The organism is Niastella caeni, from assembly GCF_004834005.1.
GTDB lineage: Bacteria > Bacteroidota > Bacteroidia > Chitinophagales > Chitinophagaceae > Niastella > Niastella caeni.
Window position 1 is genome coordinate 466,548 of sequence record NZ_STFF01000004.1, and the last position, 15,070, is coordinate 481,617.

The 15,070-nt window shown below is 44.3% G+C and carries 14 protein-coding genes; 4 read left to right on the top strand and 10 right to left on the bottom strand.

The genetic code is table 11. The features are described 5' to 3' along the window. Positions 1-9: 9 nt before the first annotated feature. On the bottom strand, positions 10-1,365 hold the full coding sequence (locus FAM09_RS16855) for a hypothetical protein (RefSeq protein WP_136578300.1): 1,356 nt from the start codon (positions 1,363-1,365) through the stop codon (positions 10-12). 112 nt (positions 1,366-1,477) lie between these two features. Here FAM09_RS16855 and FAM09_RS16860 point away from each other — a divergent pair, with 112 nt between their 5' ends. Continuing rightward, positions 1,478-2,584, top strand: a complete 1,107-nt coding sequence (locus tag FAM09_RS16860; protein ID WP_136578301.1) for a hypothetical protein — start codon at positions 1,478-1,480, stop codon at positions 2,582-2,584. Between the two features lie 92 nt (positions 2,585-2,676). Here FAM09_RS16860 and FAM09_RS16865 read toward each other — a convergent pair whose 3' ends face one another. Further along, positions 2,677-3,213, bottom strand: a complete 537-nt coding sequence (locus tag FAM09_RS16865) for a hypothetical protein (protein WP_136578302.1) — start codon at positions 3,211-3,213, stop codon at positions 2,677-2,679. A 40-nt stretch (positions 3,214-3,253) separates the two neighbouring features. Then, on the bottom strand, positions 3,254-3,838 hold the full coding sequence (locus FAM09_RS16870; RefSeq protein ID WP_136578303.1) for a hypothetical protein: 585 nt from the start codon (positions 3,836-3,838) through the stop codon (positions 3,254-3,256). Between the two features lie 151 nt (positions 3,839-3,989). Between FAM09_RS16870 and FAM09_RS31595 the strand changes: the two genes are divergently transcribed. Further along, the gene (locus tag FAM09_RS31595; protein ID WP_136578304.1) at positions 3,990-4,178 is read left to right on the top strand and encodes a DUF5808 domain-containing protein; all 189 of its coding nucleotides are present in this window, start codon (positions 3,990-3,992) and stop codon (positions 4,176-4,178) included. Between the two features lie 31 nt (positions 4,179-4,209). Here FAM09_RS31595 and aceA read toward each other — a convergent pair whose 3' ends face one another. Next, positions 4,210-5,487, bottom strand: coding sequence for an isocitrate lyase (gene aceA / locus FAM09_RS16880; RefSeq protein WP_136578305.1), 1,278 nt, complete (start codon positions 5,485-5,487; stop codon positions 4,210-4,212). 10 nt (positions 5,488-5,497) lie between these two features. Then, entirely contained in the window at positions 5,498-7,210 is a 1,713-nt protein-coding gene (aceB, locus tag FAM09_RS16885) for a malate synthase A (RefSeq protein ID WP_136578306.1), read from the bottom strand. Between the two features lie 100 nt (positions 7,211-7,310). Between aceB and FAM09_RS16890 the strand changes: the two genes are divergently transcribed. Then, positions 7,311-8,792 carry an XRE family transcriptional regulator gene (locus FAM09_RS16890; RefSeq protein ID WP_136578307.1) on the top strand — a complete coding sequence of 494 codons (1,482 nt, stop codon included), beginning with the start codon at positions 7,311-7,313 and terminating at the stop codon, positions 8,790-8,792. A 13-nt stretch (positions 8,793-8,805) separates the two neighbouring features. Here FAM09_RS16890 and FAM09_RS16895 read toward each other — a convergent pair whose 3' ends face one another. Both FAM09_RS16895 and FAM09_RS16900 read right to left on the bottom strand, forming a co-directional pair. Beyond that, positions 8,806-9,747 (bottom strand): formylglycine-generating enzyme family protein, encoded by a 942-nt coding sequence (locus tag FAM09_RS16895; RefSeq protein ID WP_243751691.1) that lies wholly within the window; start codon positions 9,745-9,747, stop codon positions 8,806-8,808. 38 nt (positions 9,748-9,785) lie between these two features. Next, positions 9,786-10,514, bottom strand: a complete 729-nt coding sequence (locus FAM09_RS16900) for a glycoside hydrolase family 11 protein (protein ID WP_136578308.1) — start codon at positions 10,512-10,514, stop codon at positions 9,786-9,788. Between the two features lie 447 nt (positions 10,515-10,961). Between FAM09_RS16900 and FAM09_RS16905 the strand changes: the two genes are divergently transcribed. Continuing rightward, entirely contained in the window at positions 10,962-11,267 is a 306-nt protein-coding gene (locus FAM09_RS16905) for an antibiotic biosynthesis monooxygenase family protein (RefSeq protein ID WP_136578309.1), read from the top strand. A gap of 77 nt (positions 11,268-11,344) precedes the next feature. Here FAM09_RS16905 and FAM09_RS16910 read toward each other — a convergent pair whose 3' ends face one another. Genes FAM09_RS16910 through FAM09_RS16920 form a run of 3 tightly spaced genes read right to left on the bottom strand, consistent with a single transcriptional unit; the run spans position 11,345 to position 14,958 of the window. Continuing rightward, positions 11,345-12,511 (bottom strand): TlpA disulfide reductase family protein, encoded by a 1,167-nt coding sequence (locus tag FAM09_RS16910; RefSeq protein WP_136578310.1) that lies wholly within the window; start codon positions 12,509-12,511, stop codon positions 11,345-11,347. A gap of 20 nt (positions 12,512-12,531) precedes the next feature. Continuing rightward, positions 12,532-14,088, bottom strand: a complete 1,557-nt coding sequence (locus tag FAM09_RS16915) for a PKD-like family lipoprotein (protein ID WP_136578311.1) — start codon at positions 14,086-14,088, stop codon at positions 12,532-12,534. A 24-nt stretch (positions 14,089-14,112) separates the two neighbouring features. Beyond that, positions 14,113-14,958, bottom strand: a complete 846-nt coding sequence (locus FAM09_RS16920; RefSeq protein ID WP_136578312.1) for a DUF4843 domain-containing protein — start codon at positions 14,956-14,958, stop codon at positions 14,113-14,115. Positions 14,959-15,070: the final 112 nt, after the last annotated feature.

Sequence of the window (15,070 nt, forward strand, 5' to 3'; positions counted from 1 at the left end):
CGCGGCTGATCACTGATTGAATTCTTCTTCATATACCAGTTTATTGGCGCCATTTCGTAAGCGTACATAATCGATGGCGCCGGTGCCCGTGAAATTGTAAGCAAGCCCAACCACTTTACCGAAGTCATTCTTATATGTGATTGAATAAACAGGCTTTTCATCCAGGTAAATAGTCGCTTTTTTACCGGCTACCTGTACCTGAAGATGCTGCCAGTGCTGAAGATCGCGGCCAAAAGCGGAAAGATCATGATGGATGCCATTATGATATGCTTCGCCCATTTTAATGGCTATTTCCCGCTCACATCCTTTACTCATCAGGCGAACGAAATAAATATGTTCTTCGCAAGTGATCACCAGGTCGAAGCCGGGACAGGCCACCGTTTGCAAGCTGTCGCATAGTATGCGTGTGTCGAGCGAAAAATTATCACTATCGGTGTTTTCAAATTCGCGAACATTAAAATAGCTGAGGATATAATTTTTATTTAAATCGACATTGGAAGCTGCCAGGTCGTCGCGGGTAATATGCAAAGCACCATTGCGTATTGCTTTTTCTTTCCTGATATAAATGGGATCACTATCTGTTAATGAATACCGGGTAAGCGGTAACCAGCCATCGGTTGTAATATGCACCCGAAACCGCTTTATGATAGAATCGTTGGCGATCAGTTTTGCCTTGTGAAAACCCGGCATGTAATAGATATTGGAATAAACGTGATCTTTCGGGTCTATTCTGACCTTATCGAGCGGATTCCATGACTGTTGGAAAAAGAAGCTGTCGGCATCAACGTTCGTAACATCATAATTAAAAATGATGGTGTTCGGTACACCCTGCGTTACTGTTTTATTACCGGTGAATGTAACCGGGCCTTTGATCACTGGTTTATTATTGGCTGGTCCCGAACGGAAGGCGATGATCCAGACCAAAACAACAACCGCAACTGCAACAGGCAGCAATAGCCAGGGATTAAAATACCTTCGATGCCTGGGTTGTGGCCCGGCCGGAGCAATAGTTGTGGTAGTAACCGGTTCCGTTATTGGATCAGCGAGCGGAGCAGTGATGGAAGACGCAACCGGATCAGTAACCTCATCGGCTGCCATCCGCAGCTTAAATTCCTGCCAGTCTTTATACCCCAATACCGACACCAATGCCTGGAGCGTTGTGGGATGCGGCATTTTATCGTAGTCTTTTTTCCAGAGGCGTTTTAATGTAGACAGGCTTAATACAATGCCCGATCTTTCTTCTATGCGATCTGCCAGGTATTCCAGGTCACGCTGACGTAATTCGCCATCCCCATTCCCAAACGGGAATTTTTCTTCGATCTGGCGCTTGCATATGGCAATATACTCTTGTTCAGAACGCTCCATACCAGCAAGTTACGCTAAATGCCCATTTGAATGGTAAATGACCGCAAAATGACCGGTAAATAAAAATGAATTGCTGAGGCCCATTTGTTTATTGCACCAGAAAAATAATCGTATGAAGAAAATGTATTTACTGTTCATGGGCATTGCAATCATGGGCAGCTTTTATGCAAACGGCCAAACCGTTACTGTTCCTTTTACTTCAGACCGGTGGGATAAAGAAAAGGCTAAAAGTACAATTGAAACATTTGGCGGAAAAGAATGCATCCTGCTTACATCGGGTACCATTTTTATAAAGGACCTGGCCCTGCAGGATGGTATTATCGAGACCGATATCAGCTTTCCACAGCATCGTGGTTTTCCCGGCATAGCATTCCGGATGGCAGACCGGGAAAATTATGAAAGTTTTTATATGCGTCCACATCAGTCGGGAAATCCGGATGCCACGCAATACACGCCCATTTTTAACAATCAGGCCGGGTGGCAATTATATCATGGTGAAGGATATTCAAAAGCAACGCCTTTTACATTTGAGCAATGGCATCATATAAAGATCGATATACATGGAAGGCAGGCGGAGATCTATTTCGATGATATGGAAAAACCGTTGATCAAAGTTACCGAGTTGAAACGCGACCCGAAAGCAGGAACAATTGGTGTGAACGGCGGTGGCCTGTCAACGCGCTTTGCCAATTTGCAATACACTATCCGGCAACCGGTGACACAAGCCGCCATGCCGGTGCCTGCCAATGGTGCGGATGGCCTGATAACCAAATGGCAGGTAAGTAAACAGGTAAATGGTCATCTGTTTGAAAGTAAGAAACAACTGACTTCTGACTTCAAGTCAACCCTCACCTGGACCACACAAAACAGTGAACCTTCAGGTACCATCAACCTGTCGAAATTCACGCAACCGAAAGACAGTGGAAATGCGATGGTGGCGAAGCTGATCATTGAATCGGAAGTGGAACAGGTGAAAGCCATATCGTTTGGGTTCAGCGAATATGTGGTGGTGTATCTTAATGATAAAGCCATTTATGCCGGCAGAGACAATTTTCTGTCGCGCGATTACCGCTTCCTGGGAACGATCGGTTATTTTGATACGCTATTGCTTTCGCTTAAGAAAGGGACAAATGAACTATGGTTTGTAGTGGGCAAAGATTTTGGCGGATGGGGCGTGAAGGCGAAGCTGGAAGATATGAAGCAGATTTCGTTGCGGTAAGTTAGCATGCTGTATGCCCAAATAAACGCAATCGAAGGGCGATTGCGTTTATTTTAGTGATATATTTATTATTGACCTGTAAAACGTGATCCTTAACTTCCAGATTTTGGACAGCTTTTTAATTTTTGGCCTAATTGACTGAGTTCATCTTTATCAAATATGAATATCAGATCTTTTACCTTAGGATCTCTACGTTGCTCGTCAATATGGGCATTGGTGCCATCAAAAAGGATTTTAATAGCCGCGTACACCTTGTAATTTCCTTGCTTGTCTTCTTCTGCAAATATTTCGGTGAACCAGATCCCCTGTTCTTCAGGAGTATTATCAAACCAGTCGCCTAAATAGTCGAGACCTGCAAAGAAGTTGGAGGGCAAGGCTTTTTTTACCTTTTGAATTTGAGATTCAAAAAATGCCGTATCAAATTTATATTCCCTGGAAAGGTTTAGAACTTTTTGTTCACGAATGGTTGCCATCCCGGACACACATTTCCAAATAATTTTTACTTGTGATTGAAACGTGACCGTACGCATTTCCCCCTGACAATTTCTTAGGTTGTAAATCCTGCCTTTTTGCGAATACAGGTTTGAAGCTAGAACCAAAAGCGAAAGAATTAAAAGGGATTGTTTCATTTCTAAATAGATTTTTAATCCGTTTTTTTAACTTTGAATACTACTTCTTAGCACTTTTTCGTAGATACTTTCTGAAAGTTGTTGTGTATCTGTCGCCAAACTTTACAATTGTGATGTCCTTATATGGTATGGTGGTTAACTTGTTTTCTAATAAGCCTGTTGGTGAATAATACTGTATGGCTAAGGAGTTGGTGCCAATGCGTTTGATGATGCCAATATCAAATAAGGGCTCGTCCATGTCTTCGCATTCAATAATAACATGGTAATCATTTTTCTTTAAGTCGCGAAATATGGTCTGCCAGGTTGTTAATTTAATTGATATGTTTATACCATAATTCTTGTCAATTACCCCTTCCTGTTTCAATATCTTTTTTATAGTATGGTCGTACTTGTTACAACGTAAGCTATCAAACTGATCTTTTCTTATTATGGAATAACCGTTTAATAAGAATTCATTTTCACATTGAACTAATAAAAAAGTTTTGCTTAGGCCTAAAATAAAACCGGAAATAGGGTCCTCTCTTTCCTTAAAAGTTCTGTTGATCTTTACAAAGTCCTTTTTGTCGATATGTTTTTGCAACATAAGATCATAGGCCTTAATCTTGTCTTTTAATTTAGTTGTCATGACTGGGGTTTCTCTATATCGCCTCAAAATAACAATTTAACTTTGAATATCCAGTCCATGACTTACAGGTCTTTCAACTTTGCATGCCCTATCCTACCCGTTATTGAAATATGCTCACGAATGGTTATCTTTAATAGTAATTAAAGTTTCAATGAACGATCCCATTGACGATATCAAAAATTATATCTGGAACGTTTTCTATTTTAACCGAAATGATCCTCGCATTATAGTTCCCAAAAGAGCGAGGTTTTTAGGCTGGACAGTTAATTTTGCCCGTCGCGAATGCTATTGGCTCTTATTAGTTTTGTTTTTGTTTTGTTTCTATCTTGGCACCCAATAATATCGTAAAGTTGCCTAAACCATATCTGGCATTAATGAAACTGTGCCGTTTCAGTACTATTGTTCAACGCAATCGTAGAGGATGTTCCCTGCTGAATAATATTCTGAACCATATCAAAATAACCGGTACCTACAAAGCTCTGGTGTTTTACTGCTTTAAAACCTTTGGCCTGAAGGGCGAATTCCCTTTGCTGCAGTTGGGAAAAGCCGGCCATTCCTTTTTCTTTATACGATGCAGATAATTCGAACATGGAGGTATTCAATGCATGAAAACCTGCCAGGGTTATGAACTGAAATTTGAATCCCAATGCGGCCAGTTCTTCGCAGAAAGTCTCCATTTCCTGCTCGCTTAAATGACTTCCCCAGTTAAATGACGGAGAACAGTTGTATGCCAGTAATTTTCCTGGATACCGCTCATGAATGCCTTGTGCAAATTCTTTTGCCATGCCAATATCGGGGTGCGAGGTTTCCATCCAAAGCATATCGGCATAGGGTGCGTAAGCGATGCCACGCGCAATGCATTGCTGCAGCCCATTGCGTACATAATAGAATCCCTCATTAGTTCTTTTGCCGGTAACAAACGGCTGGTCTCTTTCATCAATATCAACAGTCAATAAATTGGCTGCTTCGGCATCTGTTCTTGCAATGATCAGCGTTGAGGTATTCATTACATCTGCCGCCAGGCGGGCCGCTACCAGCTTGTTTATGGCTTCCTGGGTTGGCACCAGCACTTTACCGCCCAGGTGTCCGCATTTTTTTACGCTCGACAACTGGTCTTCAAAATGCACGCCGGAGGCGCCGGCTTCAATCATCGCCTTCATTAATTCAAACGCATTCAGGTTGCCGCCAAAGCCTGCTTCTGCGTCTGCTACTATCGGGCACATCCAGTCGGTAGTTGTTATATCGTTTACCGAATCTATCTGTTCGCAACGCAGCAAGGCATTATTAATGCGTTTTACCACGTCAGGGACCGAATTAACAGGATATAACGATTGATCGGGATACATGGCGCCTGCTCCATTGGCATCTGCAGCTACCTGCCAGCCGCTTAAATAAATGGCATCTAAACCGGCAGCCACTTCCTGTATGGCCTGGTTTCCTGTTAATGCGCCCAAAGCCGCTACGTAGGGTTGTGTATGTAATAATTTCCAAAGTTTTTGTGCGCCCTGGTTGGCCAGGGAATATTCAATGGCTACCCTTCCTCTTAATTTTAACACTTCTTCTGCGGTGTACGGGCGTTTAATTCCGTTCCATCTTGGGTTTGTTTCCCATTCGCCTGTCATTTGTAATAGCTGCTGTTCCCTGTTCATAAATTTGTTTTTAGTGAGTGGTGTAATGCATGTCATGGCTATGCGCGATTTCCGGTTCCTGTACCTTTTCTGGTTCGGAAACTTCAGCTTCTCCTGGCTCCTGGCAAACTTTTTTGTCGTTGTTTGAAAGAATGGCATCATAAGCCGGTATGGTGAGGAACTCTTCGAATGCTTCGTTTACAACGAGCCGGTTAAATAAGCAAATAGCCTGCACAAATTGCCCCTGCTGGTATTGTAAAGAACCAACTGTTTGCCTAATTTTTTCAATTTCTTCATCGCGCCAATCTTCATACAGGGCCTGGTTAAACAGGCGGCCGTCGGCTAATTGTGATTCTTCGTGCAACCATTGCCAAAGCTGTGTACGGCATATTTCTGCTGTTGCGGCATCTTCCATCAGGTTGTTAATGGCCGCTGCACCATTGCCCCGCAGCCAGCTTTCCATGTATAGGATACCAACGCTGATATTAGTGCGGATACCTTCCTCGGTTATTGTGCCTTCCGGAATATGCAGCAGGGTGGCTTCTGTACAATAAAAGTCTTCTCTTGTGCGGTGCAACTGGTTGGGGGTTGCCATGTGTGTATTGAATATTTCCAGAGCAACAGGCACCAAACCGGGGTGTGCTACCCAGGTGCCGTCGTGCCCGTCTGTTACTTCCCGCAGTTTATCAGCCTTAACTTTTTCCAGGGCTATTTCATTGGCTTTTGCATTATTTTTTATAGGTATTTGGGCCGCCATGCCGCCGATGGCATGCGCTCCTCTTTGATGGCAGGTTTGAATTACCAGTTGGGTATAGGCCCGCATACAGGGGACCGTCATAGTTACCTGCGACCTGTCGGGGAAAATATGACCTGGTATATTTCTGAATTTTTTGATGAAAGAAAAAATATAATCCCACCTGCCGCAGTTCATGCCGGCCGAGTGATCGCTCAGCACCCACAAAATTTCATGAAGCTGAAAAGTTGCCAATATGGTTTCTACCAGCACGGTTGCTTTAATGGTGCCTTGCGGTATGCCGCAATAATCCTGGGCAAATACAAACACATCGTTCCATAACCGCGCTTCTTTATAGCTTTCCATTTTAGGCAGGTAGAAGTATGGGCCAGTTCCATTTTCAATCAGGGTTTTTGCATTGTGATAAAAGTACAGGCCGAAATCAACCAGGCTGGCGCTGGCCGGCTCGCCATCAATAAGTATATGTTTTTCGGTGAGATGCCAACCCCGGGGGCGCACCATAAGCGTGGCCACTTTTTCCTGCAGGCGGTATTCTTTCCCGTTCTCATTAACATAAGAAATCGTTCTGTTAATAGCATCTTTCAGGTTGATCTGTCCCTGGATGGTATTGTCCCAGGTAGGCGTATGACTGTCTTCAAAATCGGCCATAAATATGCTGGCGCCGGAGTTCAACGCATTAATGATCATTTTTCGCTCTACCGGCCCTGTTATTTCCACTCTTCTGTCGCGGAGGTCGGCAGGAACCGGTGCAACGGTCCACTTGCTGTTCCTGATGGCTGCTGTTTCAGGCAGGAACTGCGGTTTCCAGCCATGATTGATCTGGTGCTGAATGGTGGCTCTTTCCATTAATACAATTTTCCTGGCCTGGTTAAAGCGGCGCTGGAGTTCCGTTAAAAATTGTAAAGCACCGGGAGTAAGTATGCTGTTGTATGCAGTTGGCTGGGGGGCCTGGATGCTCCAGGCAAGTGGATGTTCTGTCAAATTTCTCATACGCCTAAGTTTCTACTAATTTAAGAAATTATTTGAATTAGCGAAAAATTCGCTGATAAATTTATTTTCGTATTTTTTGCTTTTATCTTATTTTGGGGATATGATCACGGAAAATGAAAGCATTCGCCTCATCTTTGGGTTGAAAGTAAAATCGCTTCGCCAGGAAAGAGGCTTGTCGTACCAGCAACTGGCCGATAAAGCAGGCTTGTCGCTCTCTTATGTACATGATATAGAAACCGGAAAAAAATTTCCCAAGTCAGACAAGATCATTATCCTGGCCAAAACGCTGGGCGTTGACTACGACTATCTTGTTTCATTACGGGCCAGTAAAAAGTTGCAGCCGATCATAGACCTGATCAATTCTGATTTTATCAATGCCGTTCCCTGGGAGCATTTTGGATTGGCCCCGGCTGCCCTGCTCGATCTTTTTTCCAATACGCCCGATAAGGTCACCGCTTTTATCAGCACCCTGCTGCAGATCTCGAGAAGCTACCAGCTTTCAAAAGAAAGCTTTTACAAATCTGCTTTACGCTCATACCAGAATTTGCATGATAATTATTTTGAAGAGTTGGAAGATGCCGTACAAAAATTCAGGATACAATATAAATTAGAGGAAATAGTTCCCCTGGAAGGCGCCCGGCTTGAATCGATCCTTCAAAGCATGGGAATAAAGGTCAACAAAAGGAAGATGGGGAGTATGGAAGCGTTAAACAGATTGCGGTCGTACTATTCGGTAAAAACCCAAACCCTGTTCCTGAATAAGGGCCTGAGCCAGGCGCAGGAGAATTTTTTGATAGCGAGAGAATTGGGTTTCCAGTTCCTGAAGCTTACCGACCGGCCGTATGATACAGTGAATACACACAGCTCCTCATTTGATACCATGCTGAATAATTTCAAAGCATCGTATTTTGCGGTAGCCCTGCTGATGCCCGAAGAAGTTTTTACCGATGATATTAAACGGATCATTACTCAGGCAAAATGGAATGCCAAATCATGGATGGACCTTACAGCTGCTTACAATGTAACGCCCGAAATGATGATGCAGCGGCTAACCAATATATTACCCAGGCATTTTGGTATTGAGAACCTGTTTTTTTTACGAATGAATGGTAATAAGGAGGAGAACCGTTTTGAGATGACGAAGGAGTTGCATTTATCGCAATTGCACAACCCGTATGCCAATGCATTGCATGAACATTACTGTCACCGGTGGATCTCTATCAAATCCATTAAACGGGTTACCGAACTGTTCAAAAACAAAAAATACCGCTCGCCTATTATTGAAGTACAAATTTCGGAGTATTGGCAAACACACAATAAATATTTGTGTATATCCATTGCCAAGCCGGTTGTTAAGGGAGAAGTGGATGCCGCCAGCGTAACCATCGGTTTGTTGATTGATCAAAAGCTGCTGTATACCATGCCTTTTGTCAATGATCCGGCCATTCCGGTCCTAACGGTACATACCACCTGCGAAAGATGCGGCCTCATGGATTGTAAAGAGCGCGCTGCCAAACCAACCGTGATCATTGAAATGGAAAAAGAAAAAAAGGAAGCAGACGCCATGCGATTGCTGGATTAATGATCCAATACATTTACTTCCCACGACATACCCGAAAGCCCTGATCGGGCCCCTTGCCATTCGCTTCGAGGCTGGCCCGGAAAGACGATGCGCAGCAGAAGTCGGCGCCGATCCAGCCCCCACCCTTCCAGGTGCGTCCCTGCGGAGCTGCCGTTCCTTCAGGCTGCTGCCAATCCCAACACCATTCCCGTACATTGCCCGACATATCGTACAACCCTAACTCATTGGGATACTTGCTGCCGACTGGTTTGGTTTTGTTATTGTTTTTTTCCAATAGCTTCCAGGCCCAATAGCCGGTCAGGTATTTATTGCCGGCGTTTTTCCAATACCAGGCTGCTTCGTCTACATTATTACTGCCGCTATAGGTGTAACTCTTGCTTAGTTGGCCTCCTCCTGCAGCATATTCCCACTCCGCCTCTGTCGGCAACCGGTAGCCATTGGCTTTCTCATTGATGGTGACCGACCATTTTATACTATCGAGGTCATTGGTATTATACGCATCTTTTTTATTCCTGTCGATATTGTAATACGGCTGTAAACCTTCTTTTATACTTCTTTTATTACAGTACTCAACGCAGTCATACCAGCTTACCATTTCTACCGGTAACTTGTGGCCTTTGAATGCCGAGGGATTGTTTCCCATTACTTCCAGCCACTCTTTTTGCGTTACTTCATATTTGCCGAGATAAAAGTCAGGTATGGTTACACTTTTTCCGTAGTAGTTGCTCTTTGTGTTCTTAAATGTTTCGCCGCCATTGACCAGTACAAAATTGTCGGGCACTTTTTTTTGCGAACAGGCGCTGGCAACAACCATTGCGGTTATAACCTGGATCAATAATCTACTCATTGAAATATCTTCTTTATGTAATGTTCGATGGCCTGATTGCCTGATTGCCGGGTGTTTGAATGTAAAGCCGCCATGAGTAATGGCAGCATTACTAAGTTCACAGGTCATAGCCATCAAATAATCAAACCATCAAACAATTTAACAGACTACCATGTAGTTGCGTTTATATATCCGCTTTTATTACCCCATGCCTCTAACGCAAAGATCATGTAATTGTAACTGCCAAAACCCTGACCACCCCTGCTGCGCCAGTTGTTTATGTGGTTGGCCATATTAACGGAGCGGTTTTGTGCGGTTGGCGCTCCGCCCCAGGTGTCTTTATACTGCCAGAAAGTGGCTGTACCTATAATGGAAGGTGCGTTTACCCGTTGTTGTTTGTAAAAGCTGTACGAATGCCCGTCACTGCTTATGGAGTTAATGTACGTTCCGCCCGTTACAGAGCCTTTTTCAGCAACGTAATATTCTATAAGCGGGTTTGTCGTCCACCCATAAACACCCACAAAATTATAGCTGCCGCTAAGCGCGCCTACATTGTAACCTACGGTCCTGGCCGATCCGGGGTTCCAGCCTTTACCGCCTACCACGTCATTGACATTGCTATAGCTGATGGCGAAATTGCCGCCCGAACCATGGGTAATGCTGGCCGATCCGCCTTCGCGGTATAACGACCAGAACCAACCGTTAATGGTACCCTGGTCTTCCGTTGTAGCATCGTCCTTAACAAAGCCGCTCTGTCGTTCGCCGGCAGCTTCGGGCGCTGAAGTACTTTTTTTATTACAACCTGAGAAGATGGAGGCGGTGGCAACGAGCATGAAAGTCGCTGCTCCGAAAATAACCTTCCTGGTTACTTCCGGTAGGAATGTGTTTGATTTCATAATGGCAATAATTAGTTAGATGATAAATTTAACAAAGTCACCGCATAAATGTAACCGATTACAAAAATAAAGTTCGCATTTACACCATAAGCTGTTTATAACGGTGATGCAACCGTTTACACAGTTAAAATGTATTTAGTACAACTAATATTTTATTAAGCGTAGATCATATGTTTAAAGCAGTGTATAGCCGGGAAATAAAAAGTGGGGATAGATCTAATTTGTTTTATAAACTATATGCCGACAAGGAAAGTATGTAGTCAGGTCAGGGGCAGTTTGCCGGTCTTTTATTCAGGATCAGGGAAAATAATTTTTTACGTCCGTCTCGTATTTTAGTCGTACCTTCTGTATCAAATTCTGCCAGTTATTCCTCTTCCTTAATATCCGCACAGTCTGAAATCCCGTTACAGAAATCAGTTTTGTTCATTTTTTAAAAATGGAGGTTTTATGATTGTACGACTCACTTACCTTAGTTTCCTGCCGCAAAATTTGGCACAGGCTAAGAGGATTTACAGCGAACAGGTTGTTCCTGTTGTAAGAAAACAAAAAGGTAATCTTGATTGCAGATTGCTGGAACCTATTGAAAAAAATGATGATTATATTTCTATGACAACCTGGGAATCCAAGGCCGATGCCGATGCTTATCATAGCAGTGGTACGTACAGGGACCTGGTTGAAAAAGTTAGAAAAGATTTCGCCAAAGACCCGGTATTGAAAGTGTACACTACAGAAAGCATCCTGGAACACGCATAGCGGCGCTGGCTGCTATCAACTTGTAAGGGCCTTCTCAGTCAGGCCCTTACAAGTTGTTTGTTTACTGCTACAAAATGTTATAATATCTCTTCCAGTTTTTTGATCAGGGCCTCACCCCGTAAATGAACCGCCACGATCTTTCCCTGCGGATCGATCAGGAAATTCATTGGAATTTCCTGAATGCCGTAAAGCTTTGTCACTTTGCTGTTTTCTTCAGCGGTAAGCGTAGCCACCTGCGTCCAGGTGAGTTTGTCTTTGATGATAGCTGCAACCCACGCTTTGCGGTCGCCCGGCTTTTCGAGCGACACGCTGAGTATAGTGAAGTTTTTATCTTTAAAACGTTCGTAGGCCTTTGTCACTGCAGTCGTGTTTTCATAGCGGCAGGGTATGCACCACGATGCCCAGAAATCGAGCAGCACATATTTTCCGCGAAAAGATGTTAAATGAACCGGATTGCCCAGTGTGTCGTTCAGCACAATATCCTCCGCCTTGTTGCCGGGTCCTACCTTGAATGCTGCTTCAATCAGCTCGCCCAGTTGTTTGCCCACCACTGTTTTTTTCAACGGAGCAGACAGCTTACTGTACGTTGCTTTCAACAGTTCTTTTTCTTCCGATAGTGATTTTGCATTAACCTTCTCCTTTAACAAACCCAGCGATACATGTGAAGCAGGGTTGGCTTTCATATACGCCCATTCAACGCTATCGACCTGCTGCTTACAGCGGTCATTGATAGCCGTATAATTCATTTTTGCCAGGGAGTCGCGGGCAATGATCGCACGCAGCATGTCGTCGTACGATGCTCTTTCCTTTTCCCCGAAGGGTTTCATTTTCTTCTGGAACGCCAGGAAATCTTTTTGTGACAGGCCGGGGGCCTTTATAACGGCCGTTGATAATGGTGAACCTTCCAGCGTAACTTCGCCGCCTTCAATATAGAACTCACTTTTTTCACTCATTCTCCAGGGAATGGCTTTCCGTACCTCGTTGGTGGTACTGATTGTCATTGTTGCCCTGGCAGGGTCAGCCACCGTGCCTTCTATTGTAAATACACCATCCCTGATCACAGCTGCGCTATACACATTTTTAACGCCATTGAAATAAGCGATCGTAACCTTTTCGCCATTCCTTGTGGTATCTTTCAAATTCCACTTGATCCTGAATGCGGTTTGCGCGGAAAGGCACATGGAGGCGCCTGTCATCAAACTTATGGCAACTGCTGCTTTAACTGTTTTCATACCTTTTTTCATTTTATTTATTTTGAACTCTTTTAATTAATGGCTCTCCAGTTCATGTCTTTTATTTTTATCAAACCGTCCCAGTCGCTTCTGTCGACCGGTGTAATATCCACTGAATTGGGATTTGTACCTACCATAAAGCGACGCAGCCTTCCTTTGGAGGAAGCATTGTAGGTAGCAATGTACAGGGCATTGGTAGCATAGTCGATCTGGGTATCGAATTTGAGCATGGTTATTTCATCTGGTCCCAATTGCGTTAACTGGTAAATTTTTTCAAGCCCCTTGTTGTAATCGTAAGCATACAACCTATTACCAACTGAATAGAATACTACTGAGCGGCGTGACGAGAATGCATAGCAATTGGCTTTATCGAAATCTACAGCCAACGGCAATACGGTATAAACATCCCGCTTGGGCGGGGTGGCGCCGCTGGCGTAAAACTTATAAATATGGCATTGGTTGCTGTTGTCTTTCAGGATCGCAAATGAATTGCCGTTGGTAGAACCACCGTCGGTATTACGGGTATTTTCACCATACACCAGTGTTCGGCCCACTGAGGCCTGGTCCCAGGGAAAAGCATCAGTTGCTTTATCGGTTAATGCGGTTGAAGTAGTGCCGATACCAAAACCGTTATAATTCATGAAACGCTGGTTGTCGGCATCATACCAAATCATGGTGTTCATACTGCCAATGGCGTACCACAGGAACGGCGCTGTTTTTAGCCGCTTATCGTAATTGGATGCCTCCCGGTTAACCGGGTTCGTATAATAATCACCGCCCCCTGTAAGAAAAGTATGGGTGGTGAATATGTTGCCATCACTTGTCATAATGGCCCGTGTATTTTGGTTACTCATTGTTCCTGCCCGCTCCCTGATCTGCGGAATAGCGAGTATGGGAGTAAGACTTTGTTTATCGGCAAATTCGTTGGTAACCGTAATGGTGGCAAATGTTTTGGAAGTGTTCCCCAGCATGCTCTTGCGGTCGAGATAATAGGAACCGCTTTTTGTCATCACCCACACCCTTCCGTTATTACTGTTTGTATCCTTACCCCCGATCTGCATAATGGTCACGGGGTCATGCAATGCGGGCAGGCCGCTGTTACTTAAAATGCCGTGTATCACCAATGTATCGTTCGTCATCGAGATCATATCCACTTCCGCGCTCCCGTTCTCCCCAGTTCCCATCAGCATCAACCCGCTTGAATACCGCGTGCCCACCGTTACCGTGGCGCCTGCTTTCCACGCTATACCGGTTGCATTATCTATGATCCTTAAATAGAGCGTATACACATCGGGGTTCACGTTGATACGGGCATCGAGCACAGGCTGCCTTCCCAGTGTATCAACCGGATTAAATCCCCTGTACAGGATCCAATAGTAGGAAAGACGATCCGGATCAGTTATCTCTTCGGTCATCTGTATGTTGGGCTCAATGTGCAGTACATCTACACCAAGCACAACCGGGTAATTTTCTTTCAGCCCGGTTATTTTGATCTCATTGATGTCTTTGTAATCATAATTCCCCTTGTCCTTGTAACAGGCCGACAGGAAAATGAAAGCAGTTAGTATGGTTATGCTGATTTTTTTCATAATGAATTGCCGGGTTGTTAGTAATTAATAAGGCACGCCAACGATGGAAGTCCAGGGAACGGTACCAACCCACATCAGTCTGCCGTCATCCTCTTTCACAGGTGTTCCGGCATTGAACTGGTTCACCAGGTAACGCGTCATTTCTGTAGTGATGAGGTTCGATAATACCAGGGGCATCGTTGCATCTGAGCCAAAGTCTTCATAGGTAAGGTTAAAGAGCTGGCACATCAGTAACAGCTTTTTCCTGGTAAAGGCGCCCCACGCTCCTGTTTCCTTGTTGGTGGCGGTTACTACAGAACCGCGCCAAACCGCTGGTTGTACCATCAGGTCGCTTACATTGATAGTATGAAGGCTGGCATCGAAAGCGGTGTCGGGGCCCAGGTTGTTTGTGCCTAAACCCGGTATGGCCTTCCAGTTTGTAAAAACAATTCCGAAATCTTCGCTGGCAATCAGCCGGAGACCGACCTTTTTGTTTGCCACCGCCAAATCGGGTGTGCGTTTCAGTGTTACCGGTATATACCCATAGATAGCGCTGGCCGGAATAATAAATGTTTCACCGATCGGCAGAAAGTGCACGCCTTCCTGTGCGGTAGTGGAATCGGGGTTTATTTCAACAGTGAACTGCCGGTCATAGTCTTTAACTGGACCGGTGATCATGACTTTTATATTAGCGATATATTCTTTTACGCTCGCGGGTTGTTTTACAAACTCAATGTTGGTGTATGGGCGGTAAGGCCATGATGAAGGGGACGCATACGAAGGTCCGGATGTCACTGCAAAATAAATACCTTCCACGCCATCATAGCCCATCATCTCTTTTTTGCAGGATGCGAGCGAAAGCAGAATCAAAAAGTATATGATCTTTTTCATTGTTTTACTTTTTTATGCGATAAAAAAAGCATTAAGATTTCGGGATTTCGGGATTTCGGGATTTTTCGATTTTATTGAATGCTGCTATTGTAGCAATCTCAAAATCCCAAAA